General features: G+C 70.1%; 29 protein-coding genes. 3 read left to right on the top strand and 26 right to left on the bottom strand.

The genetic code is table 11. The features are described from left to right. Positions 1–13 precede the first annotated feature (13 nt). Entirely contained in the window at positions 14–1,816 is a 1,803-nt protein-coding gene (locus tag ABT299_RS21170) for a hypothetical protein (protein ID WP_500251738.1), read from the top strand. A gap of 121 nt (positions 1,817–1,937) precedes the next feature. Here ABT299_RS21170 and truA read toward each other — a convergent pair whose 3' ends face one another. The 8 genes from truA to infA form a co-directional block, all read right to left on the bottom strand. Continuing rightward, the gene (gene truA / locus ABT299_RS21165; protein ID WP_500251737.1) at positions 1,938–2,867 is read right to left on the bottom strand and encodes a tRNA pseudouridine(38-40) synthase TruA; all 930 of its coding nucleotides are present in this window, start codon (positions 2,865–2,867) and stop codon (positions 1,938–1,940) included. Positions 2,868–3,116: 249 nt separating this feature from the next. Next, positions 3,117–3,632: a 50S ribosomal protein L17 gene (rplQ, locus tag ABT299_RS21160; RefSeq protein ID WP_387021871.1), complete on the bottom strand. Its 516-nt coding sequence runs from the start codon at positions 3,630–3,632 to the stop codon at positions 3,117–3,119. A 96-nt stretch (positions 3,633–3,728) separates the two neighbouring features. Further along, entirely contained in the window at positions 3,729–4,742 is a 1,014-nt protein-coding gene (locus ABT299_RS21155; protein ID WP_131741171.1) for a DNA-directed RNA polymerase subunit alpha, read from the bottom strand. Between the two features lie 128 nt (positions 4,743–4,870). Continuing rightward, the gene (rpsD, locus tag ABT299_RS21150) at positions 4,871–5,497 is read right to left on the bottom strand and encodes a 30S ribosomal protein S4 (RefSeq protein WP_190862654.1); all 627 of its coding nucleotides are present in this window, start codon (positions 5,495–5,497) and stop codon (positions 4,871–4,873) included. 24 nt (positions 5,498–5,521) lie between these two features. Then, positions 5,522–5,923, bottom strand: a complete 402-nt coding sequence (gene rpsK / locus ABT299_RS21145) for a 30S ribosomal protein S11 (protein WP_021596710.1) — start codon at positions 5,921–5,923, stop codon at positions 5,522–5,524. 48 nt (positions 5,924–5,971) lie between these two features. Then, positions 5,972–6,352 carry a 30S ribosomal protein S13 gene (rpsM, locus tag ABT299_RS21140; RefSeq protein ID WP_190862646.1) on the bottom strand — a complete coding sequence of 127 codons (381 nt, stop codon included), beginning with the start codon at positions 6,350–6,352 and terminating at the stop codon, positions 5,972–5,974. A gap of 214 nt (positions 6,353–6,566) precedes the next feature. Then, positions 6,567–6,680, bottom strand: a complete 114-nt coding sequence (gene rpmJ / locus ABT299_RS21135; RefSeq protein ID WP_018657566.1) for a 50S ribosomal protein L36 — start codon at positions 6,678–6,680, stop codon at positions 6,567–6,569. Positions 6,681–6,745: 65 nt separating this feature from the next. Further along, positions 6,746–6,967: a translation initiation factor IF-1 gene (infA, locus tag ABT299_RS21130; RefSeq protein ID WP_018657567.1), complete on the bottom strand. Its 222-nt coding sequence runs from the start codon at positions 6,965–6,967 to the stop codon at positions 6,746–6,748. A gap of 260 nt (positions 6,968–7,227) precedes the next feature. Here infA and ABT299_RS21125 point away from each other — a divergent pair, with 260 nt between their 5' ends. Continuing rightward, on the top strand, positions 7,228–7,785 hold the full coding sequence (locus tag ABT299_RS21125; RefSeq protein ID WP_190862644.1) for a hypothetical protein: 558 nt from the start codon (positions 7,228–7,230) through the stop codon (positions 7,783–7,785). A gap of 48 nt (positions 7,786–7,833) precedes the next feature. Here the strand turns inward: ABT299_RS21125 and ABT299_RS21120 are convergent, their stop codons facing one another. Next, complete coding sequence (locus tag ABT299_RS21120) at positions 7,834–8,508, bottom strand: GNAT family N-acetyltransferase (RefSeq protein ID WP_500251736.1); 675 nt, start codon at positions 8,506–8,508, stop codon at positions 7,834–7,836. 167 nt (positions 8,509–8,675) lie between these two features. Here ABT299_RS21120 and ABT299_RS21115 point away from each other — a divergent pair, with 167 nt between their 5' ends. Further along, complete coding sequence (locus ABT299_RS21115; RefSeq protein WP_190862643.1) at positions 8,676–9,491, top strand: phosphodiesterase; 816 nt, start codon at positions 8,676–8,678, stop codon at positions 9,489–9,491. 13 nt (positions 9,492–9,504) lie between these two features. Here the strand turns inward: ABT299_RS21115 and ABT299_RS21110 are convergent, their stop codons facing one another. From ABT299_RS21110 to rplP, 17 genes are all read right to left on the bottom strand, one after another. Continuing rightward, entirely contained in the window at positions 9,505–9,951 is a 447-nt protein-coding gene (locus ABT299_RS21110) for a DUF1707 SHOCT-like domain-containing protein (RefSeq protein WP_190862641.1), read from the bottom strand. 40 nt (positions 9,952–9,991) lie between these two features. Continuing rightward, positions 9,992–10,804, bottom strand: a complete 813-nt coding sequence (gene map, locus ABT299_RS21105) for a type I methionyl aminopeptidase (protein WP_387021878.1) — start codon at positions 10,802–10,804, stop codon at positions 9,992–9,994. A gap of 192 nt (positions 10,805–10,996) precedes the next feature. Continuing rightward, the gene (locus tag ABT299_RS21100) at positions 10,997–11,650 is read right to left on the bottom strand and encodes an adenylate kinase (RefSeq protein WP_190862637.1); all 654 of its coding nucleotides are present in this window, start codon (positions 11,648–11,650) and stop codon (positions 10,997–10,999) included. Continuing rightward, positions 11,650–12,945 carry a preprotein translocase subunit SecY gene (gene secY / locus ABT299_RS21095; RefSeq protein ID WP_173101564.1) on the bottom strand — a complete coding sequence of 432 codons (1,296 nt, stop codon included), beginning with the start codon at positions 12,943–12,945 and terminating at the stop codon, positions 11,650–11,652. The genes ABT299_RS21100 and secY overlap by 1 nt, the downstream gene beginning before the upstream one ends. Positions 12,946–13,161: 216 nt before the next feature. Then, entirely contained in the window at positions 13,162–13,629 is a 468-nt protein-coding gene (gene rplO, locus ABT299_RS21090) for a 50S ribosomal protein L15 (RefSeq protein WP_151545527.1), read from the bottom strand. Between the two features lies 1 nt (position 13,630). Beyond that, positions 13,631–13,813, bottom strand: coding sequence for a 50S ribosomal protein L30 (gene rpmD / locus ABT299_RS21085; protein WP_021596720.1), 183 nt, complete (start codon positions 13,811–13,813; stop codon positions 13,631–13,633). Further along, on the bottom strand, positions 13,810–14,436 hold the full coding sequence (gene rpsE, locus ABT299_RS21080) for a 30S ribosomal protein S5 (RefSeq protein ID WP_151545537.1): 627 nt from the start codon (positions 14,434–14,436) through the stop codon (positions 13,810–13,812). The genes rpmD and rpsE overlap by 4 nt, the downstream gene beginning before the upstream one ends. Positions 14,437–14,467: 31 nt before the next feature. After that, positions 14,468–14,854, bottom strand: a complete 387-nt coding sequence (gene rplR / locus ABT299_RS21075) for a 50S ribosomal protein L18 (RefSeq protein ID WP_190862635.1) — start codon at positions 14,852–14,854, stop codon at positions 14,468–14,470. 2 nt (positions 14,855–14,856) lie between these two features. Beyond that, positions 14,857–15,393 carry a 50S ribosomal protein L6 gene (gene rplF, locus ABT299_RS21070; protein ID WP_190862633.1) on the bottom strand — a complete coding sequence of 179 codons (537 nt, stop codon included), beginning with the start codon at positions 15,391–15,393 and terminating at the stop codon, positions 14,857–14,859. A 16-nt stretch (positions 15,394–15,409) separates the two neighbouring features. Next, positions 15,410–15,808 (bottom strand): 30S ribosomal protein S8, encoded by a 399-nt coding sequence (gene rpsH / locus ABT299_RS21065; RefSeq protein ID WP_151545530.1) that lies wholly within the window; start codon positions 15,806–15,808, stop codon positions 15,410–15,412. A gap of 139 nt (positions 15,809–15,947) precedes the next feature. Then, positions 15,948–16,133, bottom strand: a complete 186-nt coding sequence (locus ABT299_RS21060; RefSeq protein WP_018657585.1) for a type Z 30S ribosomal protein S14 — start codon at positions 16,131–16,133, stop codon at positions 15,948–15,950. Between the two features lie 4 nt (positions 16,134–16,137). After that, positions 16,138–16,713 (bottom strand): 50S ribosomal protein L5, encoded by a 576-nt coding sequence (gene rplE / locus ABT299_RS21055; protein WP_151545531.1) that lies wholly within the window; start codon positions 16,711–16,713, stop codon positions 16,138–16,140. A 5-nt stretch (positions 16,714–16,718) separates the two neighbouring features. Continuing rightward, positions 16,719–17,027 carry a 50S ribosomal protein L24 gene (rplX, locus tag ABT299_RS21050; protein WP_151545532.1) on the bottom strand — a complete coding sequence of 103 codons (309 nt, stop codon included), beginning with the start codon at positions 17,025–17,027 and terminating at the stop codon, positions 16,719–16,721. After that, positions 17,027–17,395, bottom strand: coding sequence for a 50S ribosomal protein L14 (gene rplN / locus ABT299_RS21045; protein WP_021596728.1), 369 nt, complete (start codon positions 17,393–17,395; stop codon positions 17,027–17,029). Before rplN ends, rplX begins: the two co-directional genes overlap by 1 nt. 109 nt (positions 17,396–17,504) lie before the next feature. Then, positions 17,505–17,774, bottom strand: a complete 270-nt coding sequence (gene rpsQ, locus ABT299_RS21040; protein WP_151545533.1) for a 30S ribosomal protein S17 — start codon at positions 17,772–17,774, stop codon at positions 17,505–17,507. Continuing rightward, positions 17,771–18,013 (bottom strand): 50S ribosomal protein L29, encoded by a 243-nt coding sequence (rpmC, locus tag ABT299_RS21035; protein ID WP_151545534.1) that lies wholly within the window; start codon positions 18,011–18,013, stop codon positions 17,771–17,773. Before rpmC ends, rpsQ begins: the two co-directional genes overlap by 4 nt. Then, positions 18,013–18,432 (bottom strand): 50S ribosomal protein L16, encoded by a 420-nt coding sequence (gene rplP, locus ABT299_RS21030; RefSeq protein WP_067806120.1) that lies wholly within the window; start codon positions 18,430–18,432, stop codon positions 18,013–18,015. The genes rpmC and rplP overlap by 1 nt, the downstream gene beginning before the upstream one ends. Positions 18,433–18,435: the final 3 nt, after the last annotated feature.

Here is an 18,435-nt window from a genome sequence, read left to right as displayed (position 1 = left end):
ACCCTGTCTGCTTATGTCTGGACCTAGAGACACCCGGGAGACCGCCGAGGAGGCGGGGACGGCCGCCGCCCCCGCCTCCTCGGCGCCCCCCAGCTTCGGTGCGGTCCCTCCCGCGGGAGGCTCCGCCACCGAGGCCGCTCCCGCCAGCCAGGCCCCGATCGACGAGGCCGCAGCGCCCGCCAGTGCGGGCGGCGCCGCCGCAGCCGACGAGGCACCGTCCGCGTCCTCCCCCCTCCGGCTGCCCGCGTTCGGCCTGCAGACCCCCTGGTGGGCCTCCGAACCCGCCGCCGACACGGGCGCCATCGGCGAACCGGCCGGAGCCGCCGCGGCTCCGGGCACCGCGCCGTCCGCGGAGACCGGGGCGCCCGCCGCGCCCGGGGCCGCCGCCGGAACGGTCCCGCCCGGCACGCTCGTCGCCGGGGCCGGCGTCCCGAACATCGACTCCCGCGGCGCCGTCCCGTCCGAACCGCTGATCAAGGGGCCGCTCGCCTTCGGCGACACCGACCCGGACGGCTTCGCCGCCGTCCCCGACGAGGACGCCGCCCCCGGGCCGGTCCCCTCCGGCACTGACGGCGGCGCGAACGGCGGCATGGCCGAGGACGCCCCGAGCCCCTCCACGACGACCGGGCCCATGGGCATCGCGCCTCCGGTCCCGCCGAAGCGCGGCAAGCCCGGGGCAAAGGCCAAGGCCGCCGCGAAGGCCAAGCCCACCGCACAGGCGAAGCCGACAGCACCTGCCCAGCCCGCCGCCGCGAAGACGGCCGAGCAGCCCCGGCCCGCGCCGGAGCCTCCGGCCCCGCCGCGGGGCGGCGCGGCTGGCACGGCGGCGTTCGAGAAGGCCGTGGAGGCCGAGAAGGCGTCCACGGCGGTCGCCCCGGTCCTGGTCCCCGACGCGATCCTGCCGCCGGGCGTCCTGCCGCCCACCGGCAGCGGCCCGTACCCGCACGGCGAGGCGGGCGACGCGACCGCGACGGCCGAGCAGCCCGCCATGGCCACCGTGATCACCCCCGTCTACCACGCCGAAGGCGGCGTCCCGCTCGACGAACCCGCCCCGGCGGGCCCAGGCGGCCCCGGCGGGCCGTCCGCGCCCGGCCCCCGGCCGCGCGGGGGCGGCGGCGGCAGGCAGCGCCTCGTCCTCGTCGGCGGCGGCGCGGGCCTCGTGCTCGCCGCCCTCGTCGCGCTGTTCGTCCTCGGCGGGACGGGATCGAAGGGCGACGGCGCCACCCGCAAGGCCGCCGAGCCCAGCCACGCCGCCTCGGCGCCGCCGAAGGCGGGCACGACGCCCAAGCCGAAGCCGACCGACATCAACGACGAGAAGACCGACCCGAAGGACCTGTCGTTCACCGAGGCCTTCCCCGAGGCGACCGTGCAGCTCGGCAGCCGCACCTTCGCCCGCGACCGCTGGTCCATCAACAAGGACCTCGGCTACGCGGCGCGCGGCTCGATGCTGAAGGCGCTGCAGCGGGAGAGCTGCCGCAAGGTCGTCCGCGCCACCTTCGTCAACAAGATCAAGACGTGGGCCGTCACGACCGGGATCGCGGTCATGCCGAACCGGGCGGCGGCGCTGCGGGTGAGCCGCGCCGGCGACCCCGCCAAGTACGAGTGGTTCCGCGGCATGTCCGGCCAGCAGGCCAAGGACATCGACCGCGCCGGCGGCTACGCGGCCGTCACGGTCCGCGGCCGGTACGTCCTCTACGCCTACGTCCAGGACCCGAGCGGCAAGCAGATCAAGCCCGGCGACCAGCTCGCCAAGCAGATCGCGCAGGAGTTCCTCGGCTACGACGCCCGGCCGATCGAGGCCCGCGCCCACGGCTGACGCGCCGAGCGCGGCCCGGCGCACCGAAACGGCGGCGGCCGAGGGGATGATGATCCCCTCGGCCGCCGCCGTTTTCCGTTCCGTGCCAGGACGCGGTGCCGGGCTAGGACGCGGTGCCGGGCTAGGACGCGGTACCAGGCTGCTCCGCGCCCGCCGCGCCCGCCGCGCCCGCCGTGCCCACCGTGCCCGCCACGTTCGCGGCATGCTCCGCGGCCGCCGCAGCGGCGTTCAGCGTCCGGACCCGCCGCGTCTCCTGCGCTCGCTTGGCGAGGCTGTCGTCGTCCGGGTACCGGATCTCCTCCAGCGACAGGCCGTGCGCCGGCGCCACGTTCACGCCCGAGTCCCGGACGCGCGCCGCGAGCACCTGGGCTGGCCACTCCACGTCGCGCCGCCCGTCCCCCACCATCAGCAGGGCGCCCACCAGCGCGCGGACCATCGAATGGCAGAACGCGTCCGCCTCGACCGTCGCGAGCGCCAGATGCGGGTCCCGGTCGTCGCGCGCCCACTCGTAGCGCAGCAGCTCCCGGATCGTCGTCGCGCCCTCCCGCTTGCGGCAGTACGCGGCGAAGTCGTTCTCCCCTACCAGCAGCCGCGCGGCCTCGTTCATACGGTCCAAATTCAGCGGACGCGGATGCCACAGCACGTCGTGGCGGCGCAGCGGCTCGACGCCCACCGGGTTGTCGCACACCCGGTACACGTACCGGCGCGCCAGCGCCGAGAACCGGGCGTCGAACCCCTCCGGGGCCACCGAGACCCGCCATACCCGCACGTCCGGCGGCAGCAGCCCGGCCAGCCGGCGCGGCATCGTCCCGTTGATCGCCGAATACGCGGCGACCGGCACCACCAGATGCGCCACCTGCGCGCGCGCGTGCACGCCCGCGTCCGTGCGTCCCGCGACGGTCAGCATCGGCGGCGGATCCAGCCGCAGCATCCGCGCCAGGGCGTCCTCGATCACCCCTTGCACGGTGCGCTGGTTCGGCTGCCGGGCCCAGCCCGCGAAGTCCGTCCCGTCGTATCCGATGTCGAGGCGGAGTCGTACCAGTGCGGTCATGTCAGGTGGACTGTCCTTCGCCACTGCCCGTCCGTTCCCCCCGATGAGCCCGTGGTTTCATCGGGTCTTCCATTGACACGCTCCCCCGCCGTCCGCAGCCGCCTGACCTGACCATGCCCTCAAGTCTGACAAAGATCAGGCCCACCGTCTTACACCGACGGTGGGCCTGTTCATCTCGTGCCTACTCTTGACGTCCCGCGAACCCCGCGCACGCGGGGACCGGGAGGACGGCGGTCCGTAGCCCGGGGGCTACTTCTCGTCCTTGCCCTCTTCCGCCTCGTCGGCGCCGGTGGCCTCGGCGGTCGCCGGGGCCTCGGTCTCCTCGGCGGCGGTCTCCTCGGCGGGGGCCTCGGCCGGGGCGGCCTCGGTCGCCGGGGCGGCCTGCGCGGTCGCCGGGCCGGCCGACAGCTGCTCCTGCACCAGCTCGATCACGGCCATGGGGGCGTTGTCGCCCTTGCGCGGCCCGATCTTGGTGATGCGGGTGTAGCCGCCGGGGCGGTTCTCGAAGCGCGGCGCGATCTCGGTGAAGAGCTCGTGCACGACGCCCTTGTCGCGGATCGTGCGGGCCACCAGGCGACGGTTGTGCAGGTCGCCCTTCTTGGCCTTGGTGATCAGCTTCTCCGCCAGCGGGCGCACCCGCCGGGCCTTGGCCTCGGTGGTGGTGATGCGGCCGTGCTCGAACAGCGCCGTCGCCAGGTTCGCCAGGATCAGCTTCTGGTGGGCGGCGCTACCGCCGAGGCGGGGGCCCTTGGTGGGCTGCGGCATGTCTCGTCCTTCCTGCACCGGCCGTATCAGGTACCGGTGTCAGCTGGTTCCGGAACGGCCGGGGAACGTCGCCCCCGGCCGTCCGGAATCGGGTTTCTAGTACTGCTCGGTCTCGGCGTAGCTCTGGTCGTCGTCGCCGTAGTTGTCGGCCGCCGCGCTCGGGTCGAACCCGGGCGGGGAGTCCTTCAGCGACAGGCCCATGTCGTTGAGCTTCTGCTTGACCTCTTCGATCGACTTGGCGCCGAAATTCCTTATATCGAGGAGGTCCTGCTCGCTGCGGGCCACGAGCTCGCCCACCGAGTGGATGCCCTCGCGCTTGAGGCAGTTGTAGGAGCGGACCGTCAGGTTCAGCTCCTCGATCGGCAGGGCCAGGTCCGCGGCGAGCGCGGCGTCCGTCGGGGACGGGCCCATGTCGATGCCCTCGGCCTCGACGTTGAGCTCCCGGGCCAGCCCGAACAGCTCGACGAGGGTCTTGCCGGCGGAGGCCACCGCGTCGCGCGGCAGCATCGCCTGCTTGGTCTCCACGTCCAGGATCAGGCGGTCGAAGTCGGTGCGCTGCTCGACTCGGGTCGCCTCGACCTTGTAGGTGACCTTCAGCACGGGCGAGTAGATGGAGTCGATCGGGATCCGGCCGATCTCCTGGCCCGGCTGCTTGTTCTGCGCGGCGGAGACGTAGCCGCGGCCGCGCTCGACCGTCAGCTCCATCTCCAGCTTGGCCTTGTTGTTCAGGGTGGCGATGTGCAGGTCCGGGTTGTGGACCTCGACGCCCGCCGGCGGCGCGATGTCGGCCGCGGTGACCTCGCCCGGGCCCTGCTTGCGCAGGTACATCACCACGGGCTCGTCGTGCTCGGAGGAGACCACCAGCTCCTTGAGGTTCAGGATGATGTCGGTGACATCCTCCTTGACCCCGGGGACGGTGGAGAACTCGTGGAGCACGCCCTCGATCCGGATGCTGGTGACGGCCGCACCGGGGATCGAGGAGAGCAGCGTACGGCGGAGCGAGTTGCCGATCGTGTAGCCGAAGCCCGGCTCCAGCGGCTCGATGGTGAACCGCGACCGGTACTCGTCGACCTGCTCTTCGGTGAGAGTTGGACGCTGAGCGATGAGCATGTTGGTGCCTTCTTCCCGCGGTGCCCGCTATTTGACGACCGCGTTCTGGAGTGTTCCCCGTCCCACCAGGATGCCACGCGGAGCGCGGCATCCCGGTGGAACGCGGGGTCCTGCTTGTTGCGGAGCTCCTACTTGGAGTAGAGCTCGACGATCAGCTGCTCCTGGACGGGAGCGTCGATCTGCTGGCGCACGGGCAGCGCGTGCACGAGGATCCGCATCTTCTCGCCGTCGATCCCGAGCCACGCCGGGACCTGGCGCTCGCCGACCTCGGCCTTGGCGACCTGGAACGGCGTCATCTCGAGCGACTTGCTCTTGACGTCGACGATGTCGGCCTCGCTCACCAGGAAGGACGGGATGTTGACCTTCCTGCCGTTGACCCGGATGTGGCCGTGGCGGATGAGCTGGCGGGCCATGTCGCGGGACTTGGCGAAGCCCGCGCGGTAGACCACGTTGTCGAGCCGGCGCTCGAGCAGGCGCAGCAGGTTCTCACCCGTCTTGCCGCCCTGGCGGTTCGCCTCGACGTAGTAGTTGCTGAACTGCCGCTCCAGCACGCCGTAGATGCGCTTGGCCTTCTGCTTCTCGCGCAGCTGCAGCAGGTACTCGGTCTCCTTGGGCCGACCGCGGCCGTGCTCACCCGGCGGGTAAGGACGGATCTCGATCGGGCACTTCGGGCCCTCGCACTTGCTGCCCTTGAGGAACAGCTTCATCTTCTCGCGGCGGCAGAGCTTGCAGTCCGCACCGGTGTAACGAGCCATTGTTCTGTGATCTCCCCTACGGCCTCAGACGCGGCGGCGCTTGGGCGGCCGGCAGCCGTTGTGCGGAACGGGCGTGACGTCCTGGATGGAGCCCACCTCCAGGCCGGTGGCCTGGAGCGAGCGGATCGCGGTCTCGCGACCGGAGCCGGGGCCCTTGACGAAGACGTCGACCTTGCGCATGCCGTGCTCCATCGCGCGCCGGGCGGCGGCCTCGGCGGCCTGCTGCGCGGCGAACGGGGTCGACTTGCGCGAGCCCTTGAAGCCCACGTGGCCCGAGGAGGCCCAGGAGATCACGTTGCCGTTGGGGTCGGTGATCGAGACGATCGTGTTGTTGAACGTGCTCTTGATGTGGGCGTGCCCGTGAGCGACGTTCTTCTTCTCCTTGCGGCGCACCTTCTTGGCGCCGACACGGCTCTTAGGAGGCATCTGCTCTCTCTACTCTCGAGGTCATCGATCCGGAGGACCGACTCCGGACTACTTCTTGCCGGCCTTCTTCTTGCCGGCCACGGTCTTCTTCTTGCCCTTGCGGGTGCGCGCGTTGGTCTGGGTGCGCTGGCCGTGGACGGGCAGACCGCGGCGGTGCCGGATGCCCTGGTAGCACCCGATCTCGATCTTCCGGCGGATGTTCCCCTGGATCTCGCGGCGCAGGTCGCCCTCGATCTGGTAGTTCTTCTCGATCCAGTCGCGGAGCTTGACCAGCTCGTCGTCGCCGAGCTGGTGCACCCGCAGGTCACCGCTGATGCCGGTGCCCTCCAGGGTCGCCAGGGCCCGGGTCCGGCCGATGCCGAAGATGTAGGTGAGAGCGACCTCGAGGCGCTTTTCGCGCGGGAGGTCGACGCCGAGGAGGCGTGCCATCTTGGGCAGTTCCCTTCATTTCGCGGAGGTATGGACGCATCGCCCCCGCACACACCCTGCCCGGGTGGCGGCCTCGGCCTCCGTCGTCCGAGGGTCTCCCTTCACACAGTGGTGCCGTACAACCCGATCACCGGGGATCCCGGGACGAGCTGTACGGCGACCTGTGCGAAGGCTGCGATGCGCTTGCTGTTGTGAACCGTCCGGCTGGTGCCGGTCAGCCCTGGCGCTGCTTGTGGCGCGGGTCGGAGCAGATGACCATGACCCGGCCGTGCCGGCGGATGACGCGGCACTTCTGGCAGATCTTCTTGACGCTCGGCTTGACCTTCACTGGGTCTCCTAGAGATAAGGGTCACCCCCGCGCCGCCACGCACGGGGAAGGCAACCCCAGTGGGATTACTTGTAGCGGTAGACGATCCGACCGCGCGTGAGGTCGTAGGGGCTCAGCTCCACAACGACGCGGTCGTCCGGCAGGATCCGGATGTAGTGCATCCGCATCTTGCCGCTGATGTGGGCGAGCACCTTGTGCCCGTTGTCGAGCTCCACCCGGAACATGGCGTTCGGGAGGGACTCGATGACGGTGCCCTCGATCTCGATGGCCCCTTCTTTCTTGGGCATGTCCTCCGCGCTTCACTGATCGGCTCATTGGACCCGGCCCGAGACCCCGCGAGGGGCACGGCCGCGCCCGTGCCACGACGCGGACGCATCGAGAACAAGGGGAACAGGCGGCCGACAACGGACCGGCACAGCAGTCTACGGCACCGAACCGCCCAATGCGAAATCAACGCATGATATGGGTCCGGAGACTGCTTCCGAGTCAAGCATACCTCGCTCGCGCGTTGTACCTTTCAGGAGAGATACGTCGGAGGAGGGTCAGCATGCCGAGCTATGACTTCGCGCTGATCCTGAGCCGTCCCCTCTACGAGGACGAGCTGGACCCGCTGTTCGACCGGACGCACGGCGCCGTCACCGTGTCCATCATCAGCGAGCCGCAGCACGCCGACCGTCCGGGCAACGCCTCGTGCGCCTGGCAGGGCGCGACCCTCGCCGCCGCCATCATGGAGGTGGTCGAGCACGTCGAGGCCAGCGCGGAGGGCCTGCACGTGCTGCAGGTGGAGGCCGACCCGCTGCTGACGATCCGCGACATCGCCGACCGCGTCGGCAGGTCCGCGGACTCGGTCCGGCACGCGATCACCGGCGCCCGCGGCGCCACCGGCTTCCCCGCGTCCGAGATCTCCACGGCGGGCCACCGGCTGTGGCGCTGGTCGAAGGTCGCCGCCTGGTACGGCGTCGACGACCCGCAGCTCGTGGAGGCCAAGCCGACGGTGCAGGCGATCAACGGCTGGCTGGCCCTGCGCGACGTCGTCCCCGACGTCGCGCCCGCCCCCGAGGACGTCACCTCGGCCCTGTCCCTGGTCATCCCCCACGTCGCCTGATCCGGCGGCTCCGAGCCCGCACCACGGCCATCGGGGGCGTGCGCGGCTCTAAGACGCCTGCACAGGGCTCAAGGCGCCCGTCCAGGGCGAAGTGCTCTTCCAGCCCGGCCCCCGGCCGGCCGCGCACCGCACGGGCGACGTGACGGACGACACATACCACACCCCAGAGACCGTCCGCCCGTCCTCCAAGGTGAGGTCCTCGCTCTCCCCCGCAGCGAAGCCAGCACGCCGTACGGCTTCGGTGCCCTCTGCGTTGTCGAGGGCCACGGCCGAACGGACCTCACGGAGACCGAGGTGACGATGGGCGAGCTCGCGCCACGCGTCGACCAGTTCCCCGAAGAGGTCGCCCTCCCTGTAGGCGGGCGCCATCCAGCCGCCGGCAAGGCCGGCGTCCTCGCCTATCGGCGCGATCCCCAGTGCCCCCGCGAGCCTCGGCCGGTCTCGGTCGAGGGCCACGTACAGGTTCGGCAACGGGGTGGCGGGCGCTCCGTCCGAGGACGGCCGCATCGCCATGCGCCAGCGCAGGGCGCTGCGGCGGCGCCAGGCGGGCACGATCTGCCTGGCAGGCCAGCCCAGGCCGCGCTGTGCCTCGGGGTCGCTTCCGGCCGCCAGCAGCGGGAGGGCGTCGGCGAGGGTGGCGGTGCGCAGGAAGAGGCGGGGCGTCGCGAGGGCGTGCCGGCCGGGGGCGCAGGTGCCGAGGGTCTCCAGGGTCCAGGGCGGCACGAACATCACTCCCGGGGCGTTTGTGCAGGGGGCGGCCCGCAGCCTAGCGGCGCCGGTTCGACAGGGAGGCGCTCGGACGCGAAGATCGTCTGCGGCGCGGGGGCCGGGGGGTGCCCCGAAGGCGGGGCCGTGATGTGCTGGGACGTGCCCTGGCGAGGGGAGGATCAATGGCGATCATCGCGCAGTTGAGCGACATCCACCTGGCCGCCGGACGTGACGGCGAGGTGGACGACGGGTCGGGGCCCGTGCGGGCCCTGCGCGCGGCGGTGTCCAGCCTGCTGGCGCTGCCCGCGCGGCCGGACGCGGTGGTGCTGACCGGCGACCTCGCCGACGGCGGGCGGCCCGAGGAGTACGCGCGGCTGCACGCGCTGCTGTCGCCGCTGCCGATGGCGGTCTACCCGATGCCCGGCAACCACGACGACCGGGACGCCATGCGCGCCGCGTTCGACGATCACCCCGCCGTGGTCGACACCGGGATCTGGCCGCAGGCGCCCGTCCAGTACGCGGTGGACGTGGCGGGCGTGCGGCTGGTGTGCTGCGACACCACCGTGGACGGGCATCCGCACGGGCACATGAGCGAGGAGCGGCTCGCGTGGCTGGACGGGGCGCTCGGCGCCGCGCCGGCCACGCCGACGGTGGTCGCGACGCACCATCCGCCGTTCCCGATCGGGATCAGGTTCATCGACGACATGCGGTTCGTCGACCCGGCGGGGTTCGCGAAGGTGATCTCCCGGCATCCGCAGGTGGTGCGGATCATCTCGGGGCACGTGCACCGGGGTTCGGTGGGGTCGCTGGCCGGGACGGTCAGCACGACGTGCCCGAGCACCTACCGGCAGCTGTTCCTGGACCTGACGCACCCGGGACGGGCGGCGGTGACCGGGGAGCCCGCCGGGTTCGCGGTGCACCTGGTGTCCGACGAGGGCGCGGCCACGACCCATTTCGTCCCGACGGGCAACTACCGCCCGCTGATGGACGTGGAGTAACCCCTCCGGAAGGTCAGGGGCGGCGCCTCGGGCCGAAAACCGCCCCGATGAGGAGCAGGGCGCCCCACGGCCCGGCCACCCAGATCCACCACGGGTAGACCACGTTGCCGGTGACCGCAAGGGCCAGCCACACCACGAAGTTGATCGCGCTCACGGTCGCCCAGGTCGCCCAGACGGCCCGCCCGCCCTGCCGGTACAGGTCGCCGCCCGAGCGCCGGACGGCCGGGCTCGCGGTGCTGTTGGGGCGCGACGCCGGGATCGGGTGCTGGTAGAGGTCGTGCTCCGGCAGATCGGCGGTGATCTCCTGGAGGTCGCCGAGGGTCTTGGCCGCGTACGTGGACTCCAGGCGCTCGTGCATCTCGTCCATCGTGATCCGGCCCTCGGCGCAGTGCTCGCGCAGGCTCTCCGCCACCCGGTCGCGATCGGCGTCCGATGCCCGGATGTCAGGGTTCGGCGCCATCGATGCCCTCCCGATCGTCACGACACGGTACGTCCTACGATCAGCCTACTTCCAGCCTGGCGAACCACTCCCGGCCCTCGTCGAGGGCCGTCAGGACGCGGGGGCCGTCCGGGGTGACGGCGAACGTGTGCTCGAAGTGCGCGGAGGCGCGGCCGTCGGTGGTGATCACCGTCCAGCCGTCGTCGAGCTCCTCGGTCTCCTTGGTGCCGAGGTTGACCATCGGCTCCACCGCGAAGCACATCCCGACCTCCAGCTCCGGGCCGTGCCCGGGGGCGCCGTGGTTCGGGATCAGCGGGTCCATGTGCATCTCGGTCCCGATGCCGTGCCCGCCGTAGCCCTCGACGATGCCGTAGGAGCCCTGAGAGCGGATGTGAGACTCGATCGCGTGCGACATGTCCGTGAGGCGGGCCCCGGCCTTTCCGGCCGCCAGACCGTGCCACAGGGACGTCTCGGTGACCTCCAGCAGCCGCCGCAGCTCGTCGTCGACCTCCCCGACCGGGACGGTGATCGCCGCGTCGCCGTGCCAGCCGTCCACGATCGCGCCGCAGTCGAGGGAGATGACGTCGCCGTCCCGCAGGATCTTGTCCGGCCGCGGGATGCCGTGCACGATCTCCTCGTTGATCGACGCGCAGATCGTCCCGGTGAAGCCGTGGTAGCCGAGGAACGACGGCACGCCGCCGTGGTCGCGGATGTGCCGCTCGGCGATCGCGTCGAGGTCGAGCGTGCTGATCCCCGGCTTCACCGCCTCCCGGAGGACCTCCAGGGTGCGGCCGACCAGCAGCCCCGCCGCGCGCATCCGCTCGATCTGCTCGGGCGTCTTCACCTGGATCGCGGGCCTGCGCCGCTTGAACATGTCTCCCCCTAACAAAGATCGCCGGGACCGCCACGAAGCGGCCCCGGCGTCCACGTCCACCGTTCATGCCCGGCCGGGACCCGCCTGGCGCGGGCCGGAGCCGGGAACAGCCTGCCGCTGCCTCCATGCTCCGTCATCCGCCGGCGCGCCGGTCCCGGGGACCGCGAGCGCGCGGTCCCGAAGCTCAGTCCCTCAGTCCCTCTCCAGCGGCCGCAGCGCCGTCAGCGCGCGCTTGGTGACCTCCTCGACCGGGCCGGTCGCGTCGATCCCCACGAGGATGTTCTCGTCCGCGTAGAACTGCACCAGCGGCGCCGTGTCGTGCCGGTAGACCTCCAGCCGGTGCATGACGACCTCTTCCTTGTCGTCGTCGCGCTGGAAGAGCCGCCCGCCGCAGTCGTCGCAGATGTCGTCCTGCTTGTCGTCGAAGTCGACGTGCCAGATCCGGCCGCACTTGTCGCAGGTGCGGCGGCCCGACAGGCGCCGGACGACCTCGTCCTCGTCGACGACCAGTTCCAGGACGATGTCCAGGCGGGTGTCCCACTCGGCCAGGATCTTCTTCAGCGTCTCGGCCTGCGGGACGTTGCGCGGGAACCCGTCGAGCAGGAACCCGTCGCGCGCGTCGTCCTCGCCGAGCCGGTCGCGCACCATCGCGATCGTCACCTCGTCGGGGACGAGGTCGCCGCGGTCCATGTACTCCTTGGCCTGCCGGCCGAGTTCGGTGCCGCCGCTCACGTTGGCGCGGAAGATGTCACCTGTCGAGATCTTCGGGATGGACAGATGAGATGCGATGAACTGGGCCTGCGTCCCCTTGCCCGCTCCCGGGGGGCCCACCAGCACGATACGCACTACCGGAGGAAGCCCTCGTAGTTGCGCTGCTGTAGCTGACTCTCGATCTGCTTCACGGTATCCAGTCCGACGCCGACGACGATGAGGATGCTCGTGCCGCCGAAGGGGAAGTTCTGGGTCGCGTTCAGGAGTGCGAACGCCACCATGGGGATCAGGGCGACGAGCCCCAGGTAGAGCGCACCGGGTGTGGTGATCCGGGTCAGCACGTAGTCGAGGTACTCGGCGGTCGGCCGGCCAGGACGGATACCTGGGATGAATCCACCATACTTCTTCATGTTGTCGGCGACTTCAGTGGGGTTGAAGGTGATCGCCACGTAGAAGTAGGTAAAGAAGATGATGAAGACGAAGAAGATCCCCATGTGCCAGGGATTGTCCTGCTGGAGGTAGGGCTGCACCTTCTGCAGCCACTTGGTGTTCGGCCACAGCTGCGTCGCGAGCACCGGCAGGTACAGCAGCGATGAGGCGAAGATCACGGGGATGATGCCCGCCTGGTTCACCTTCAGCGGGATGTAGGTCGAGGTGCCGCCGTACATCCGCCGGCCCACCATCCGCTTGGCGTACTGCACCGGGATGCGGCGCTGCGCCTGCTCGACGAAGACCACGCCCGCCATGATGGCCAGCCCGACGATGATCACCAGCGCGAAGACGAACCCGTTCTTGGCCTTGTAGATGCTCCAGAACTGGGACGGGAAGACCGCCACCACCTGCGTGAAGATCAGGATCGACATGCCGTTGCCGACGCCGCGGTCGGTCATCAGCTCGCCCAGCCACATGATCACCGAGGTGCCCGCCACCATGCAGATCACCATGGTGATGATCGGGAACACGCCGGTGTCGTACAGGATGTTGTCGCTGCCCGACTGCCCCTGGAACAGCTGCCCGGTGCTGGCCATCGCCACGATGCCGGTCGCCTGCAGGATGCCCAGCCCGATCGTCAGGTACCGGGTGTACTGGGTGATCTTCGTGGTGCCCGCCTGGCCCTCCTTCTTGAGGGCCTCCAGCCGCGGGATCACCACCGTCAGCAGCTGCAGGATGATGCTCGCCGTGATGTACGGCATGATCCCCAGCGCGAACACCGACAGCTTCAGCAGCGCGCCGCCGCTGAACAGGTCGACGAGACCGTACAGCTGGTTGCTCTTCTTCGCCGCGTCCGCGGTCGACTTCAGCACGCTCACGTTCACGTTCGGCGTCGGAAGGGTCGCCCCGATCCGGAACACCAGGATCATGAACAACGTGAACAACAGCTTCTTACGCAGGTCGGGCGTACGGAAAGCCCGAGTGAACGCGGTCAGCACCATTCCTCCTGCGCGACTGGCGAGAACATGGCCGCCGAGGGGCCGGTTACAAGTCCATGGGATGCGGCGGAAACGAAGATCGTGGGGAATCTCACGCGCGTCGCCTCCGCCGGTGTGACTCTAACAGCAGATGAGACCGGGGCCGCCCCGCCCGCCCCGCGGGCCCTACGGCCCGCGGGGCAAGGCGAAGACGGCCCCGGCATCGAAGGTGTCGCCTTACAGCTCGTCGGCGGTCCCGCCGGCGGCGGCGATCTTCTCCTTGGCGGCGCCGGAGAAGGCGTGCGCCTTCACCTGCACGGCCACGGAGATCTCGCCGGTGCCGAGGACCTTCACCGGCCGGCCGCGGCGCACCGCGCCCTTGGCCGCCAGGTCCTCGGCGGTGACCTCGCCGCCCTCGGGGTAGAGCGCCGCGAGCTTGTCCAGGTTCACCACCTGGAACTCGACCCGGTTCGGGTTCTTGAAGCCCTTCAGCTTCGGCACCCGGCGGATCAGCGGCATCTGGCCGCCCTCGAACCCGACCGGCACCGTGCTGCGGGCCTTGGTGCCCTTGGTGCCGCGGCCCGCCGTCTTGCCCTTGGACGCCTCGCCGCGACCCTTGCGGATCTTGGCCTTGTTGGCGCCGGGGGCCGGACGCAGGTCGTGGATCTTGAGCGGCGTGCCGTCCTTCTCCAGATCGGCGGCCATGTCAGTCGACCTCCTCGACGGTGACCAGGTGGGCCACCGTCCGGATCATGCCGAGCACCTCGGGGCGGTCCTCGCGGACCACGCTCTGCCCGATCTTCTTCAGGCCGAGGGTGCGCAGCGTGTCACGCTGGTTCTGCTTCTCGCTGATCACGGACTTGGTCTGCGTGATCTTCAGGTTGCTCATGAGGTCGCGGCCTCCGCCCTCGGCTCGCTGCCCGCCGCGCGAGCGCGCAGCATGGCCGCCGGGGCGACGTCCTCGATCGGCAGGCCGCGCTTGGCCGCGATCTCCTCCGGACGCTTCAGCGACTTCAGCCCCGCGATCGTGGCGTGCACGATGTTGATCGCGTTGTCACTGCCCAGCGACTTGCTCAGCACGTCGTGGATGCCCGCGCACTCCAGCACCGCGCGCACCGGACCACCGGCGATCACGCCGGTACCGGGGGCGGCCGGGCGCAGCAGGACCTCGCCCGCCGCGTCCCGCGCCTGCACCAGGTGCGGGATGGTGCCCTGGATCCGCGGCACCTTGAAGAAGTGCTTCTTGGCCTCCTCGACGCCCTTGGCGATCGCCGCGGGCACCTCCTTGGCCTTGCCGTAGCCGACGCCGACGGTGCCGTTGCCGTCACCGACGATCACCAGAGCGGTGAAGCTGAACCGGCGACCGCCCTTGACGACCTTGGCGACGCGGTTGATCGCCACGACCTTCTCGATGTACGACTGGCCCTTGTCGGCGCCACCGCGGCGGTCGTCGCGGCGGCCGTCGCGACGGTCGCCACCCTGACCGCCACCACGCCTCTGCGCTGCCATCAGTGGTTCCTCTCGTTTGCCTTGGAAAGGGCCATCAGAGCTCCAGGCCCCCCTCGCGCGCACCCTCCGCGACAGCGGCGATGCGGCCGTGGTACTTGTTGCCGCCGCGGTCGAACACGACCGCGGAGACGCCGGCCTCCTTCGCGCGGGCGGCGACGAGCTCGCCGACCTTGCGGGACTTGGCCGTCTTGTCGCCGGAGTCGGCGCGCAGGTCCGCCTCCATCGTCGACGCGTAGGCCAGCGTGTGGCCCTTGCTGTCGTCGATGACCTGGACGAACACGTGCTTGGTGGAGCGGGTCACGACCAGGCGAGGACGCGCGGCGCTGCCCACGACCTTCTTCCGGACCCGCAGGTGCCGGCGCTTGCGGGACTTGGCCCGCGCCGACGTGGCCTTGGCGGCCAGGGCCTTGGTGCCTGCCATGACTACTTACCAGCCTTTCCGACCTTGCGGCGGATCTGCTCGCCCTCGTACCGCACGCCCTTGCCCTTGTACGGGTCGGGCTTGCGCAGCTTGCGAATGTTGGCGGCGATCTCGCCGACCTTCTGCTTGTCGATGCCCTCGACCGTCAGCTGGGTCGGCCGCTCCACCGTGAAGGTGATGCCCTCGGGGGGCTCGACCGTGATCGGGTGGCTGTACCCGAGCGAGAACTCGAGGTTCTTGCCCTTGGCCACCACACGGTAGCCGACGCCCTGGATGACCAGGGTCTTCTTGTAGCCCTCGGTGACACCGACGACCATGTTGTTGATCAGCGAGCGGGTGAGCCCGTGCAGGGCGCGCACCGTGTTGATGTCGTTCGGCCGGGTCACGGTGACCTTGCCGTCCTCCATCGCCACCTCGATCGGCTCGGCGACCGTGTGCGACAGCGTGCCCTTCGGCCCCTTGACGGTGACCTCCCGGCCGTCGAGCGTGACCTCGACGCCGCTGGGCACGGTGATGGGGAGACGTCCGATTCGCGACATTGTTAGAGCCCTCCCCTCACCAGACGTAGGCGAGGACTTCGCCGCCCACGCCGCGCTTGCCCGCCTGCCGGTCGGTCATCAGGCCGGAGGACGTCGAGATGATCGCGACGCCCAGCCCGCCCAGCACCTTCGGCAGGTTGTCCTTCTTCGCGTACACGCGCAGACCCGGCTTCGAGACGCGCTTGATGCCGGCGATCGAACGCTCGCGGGTCGGTCCGAACTTCAGCTCGATGGTGAGCTTCTTGCCGACCTCGGCGTCCTCCACGGTCCAGCCCGAGATGTAGCCCTCCTGCTGGAGGATCTCGGCGATGTGCGCCTTGATCTTCGAGTACGGCATCGCCACCGAGTCGTGGTACGCCGAATTCGCGTTGCGCAGACGCGTCAGCATGTCTGCGATCGGGTCGGTCATCGTCATGGCCTGCTGGCCCTCCCTCGCCACGGTTTCCTCGGGGTGATGTCGTCCCGTGGACCTTTGGCGTGGTCGTGGGCACCCGTGCGGATGCCCGGTGGTTGATACACGCCGGTGGGCTCCCCCCGTCGCCGGGGGGAGGCTCCTACCAGCTGGACTTGGTGATGCCCGGCAGCTCGCCGCGGTGGGCCATCTCCCGGAAGCACACGCGGCACAGGCCGAACTTCCGGTAGACGGAGCGCGGGCGCCCGCAGCGCGAGCAACGAGTGTACGCGCGCACGCCGAACTTCGGCTTCCGCGCCGCCTTGGCGATCAGCGACTTCTTCGCCATCTGCTCAGTTCTCCTTGAAGGGGAAGCCCAGGAGCTTGAGCAGCGCCCGGCCCTCGTCGTCGGTCTTCGCGGTCGTCACGACCGTGATGTCCATGCCCCGCGTCCGGTCGATCTTGTCCGGGTCGACCTCGTGGAACATGACCTGCTCGGTCAGCCCGAAGGTGTAGTTGCCGTTGCCGTCGAACTGCTTCGGCGACAGGCCGCGGAAGTCACGGATACGGGGCAGCGCGGTGGCGAGCAGCCGGTCGAGGAACTCCCACATCCGGTCGCCGCGCAGCGTCGCGTGCGCGCCGATCGGCATGCCCTCGCGCAGCTTGAACTGCGCGATCGACTTGCGGGCCCGGTTCACGGCCGGCTTCTGCCCGGTGATCTGGGAGAGGTCGCGGATCGCGCCCTCGATCAGCTTCGCGTCCTTCGCCGCGTCGCCGACGCCCATGTTGACCACGATCTTGGTCAGCCCGGGGATCTGCATGACGTTGGCGTAGCCGAACTGCTCCTGCATCTGCTTCGCGATCTCCTCGCGGTAGCGGAGCTTGAGCCTCGGCTGCGGGACGGGACGCTCGGTGACGGTCTCGGTCATCGGTCTCAGATCTCCTTACCGCTACGGCGCGAGATCCGAACCTTCGTGCCGTCCTCGTTGATGCGGTAGCCGACCCGGACCGGCTTGCCGTCCTCGGCGAGCGCGACGTTGCTGACGTGCAGCGGCGCCTCGACCGTCACGCGGCCGCTCTCCTTGCCGGCACGCTGCTGGTCGGCCTTGATGTTCTTGGTGATGAGGTTGACGCCCTCGACGACCACGCGGTCCTCGCGCGGGAGGACGCGCAGGACCTTGCCCGTGGCGCCCTTGTCCTTGCCGGCGATGACGACGACCTCGTCGCCCTTGCGGATCTTCATCACAGCACCTCCGGCGCGAGCGAGATGATGCGCATGAACTTCTTCTCGCGCAGTTCGCGGCCCACCGGGCCGAAGATGCGGGTGCCGCGGGGGTCCCCGCCGTCCTTGATCAGGACCGCGGCGTTCTCGTCGAAGCGGATGTAGGAGCCGTCCGGGCGCCGGCGCTCCTTGCGGGTGCGCACGACGACCGCCTTGACGACGTCACCCTTCTTCACGCCCGCGCCGGGAAGGGCGTCCTTCACCGTCGCGACGATGATGTCGCCGACTCCCGCGTAGCGCCGACCCGAGCCGCCGAGAACGCGGATGCAAAGGATCTCCTTCGCACCCGTGTTGTCGGCGACCTTGAGTCGCGACTCCTGCTGGATCACGTCAACTCCTGTTCGTCACACCGGTTCTCTCTCGGACCTGGTCCGAGGAGCCTGGTGGAACCATCGGTGTTCAATGCGGGACTCGCGTCCCGCGAGAGCCTCGCGGCTCCTACTTGGCCTTCTCCAGGATCTCCACCACGCGCCAGCGCTTGCTCGCCGACAGCGGGCGGGTCTCCATGAGACGGACGCGGTCGCCGACGCCACACTCGTTGGCCTCGTCGTGCGCCTTGTAGTTCTTCGTGCGGCGGATGACCTTGTGGTACTTGGCGTGCTTCACACGGTCCTCGACGGACACGACCACGGTCTTGTCCATCTTGTCGCTGACCACCAGGCCCTCCAGGACCTTGCGGCTGCTCCGCGCCTGAGTCTGCTCGGTCATTCGGTGCCCTCCACGGCGTCCTCGGCGACCGTGACGATGCCGAGCTCGCGCTCCCGCATCACGGTGTAGATGCGGGCGATCTCGCGCTTGACGGTGCGCAGCCGCCCGTGGCTCTCAAGCTGGCCGGTCGCGGCCTGGAAGCGGAGGTTGAACAGCTCCTCCTTCGCCTCCTTCAGCTTGGTGACCAGAACGTCCTCGGGCTCGGTCCGCAGGTCGTCGGCGGTAAGACCCTTGGCCATCAGGACTCACCCACCTCTCGCTTAACGATCTTGCACTTCATGGGAAGCTTGTGGATCGCGCGGGTCAGCGCCTCGCGGGCGATCTGCTCGTTCGGGTAGGAGATCTCGAACAGCACGCGGCCCGGCTTGACGTTCGCGACCCACCACTCCACGGAGCCCTTACCGGAACCCATCCGGGTCTCCGCGGGCTTCTTGGTCAGCGGACGGTCCGGGAAGATGTTGATCCAGACCTTGCCGCCACGCTTGATGTGGCGGGTCATCGCGATACGCGCGGCCTCGATCTGCCGGTTCGTCACGTAGGCGGCCTCGACCGCCTGGATGCCGTACTCGCCGAACGTCACCTTGGTGCCGCCCTTGGCCATGCCGCGGCGCTTCGGGTGGTGCTGCTTGCGGTGCTTGACCTTGCGAGGGATCAGCATGGG

It is taken from the genome of Spirillospora sp. NPDC000708, assembly GCF_040299565.1.
GTDB lineage: Bacteria > Actinomycetota > Actinomycetes > Streptosporangiales > Streptosporangiaceae > Spirillospora.
This window is presented reverse-complemented; position numbering and strand designations above follow the sequence as displayed.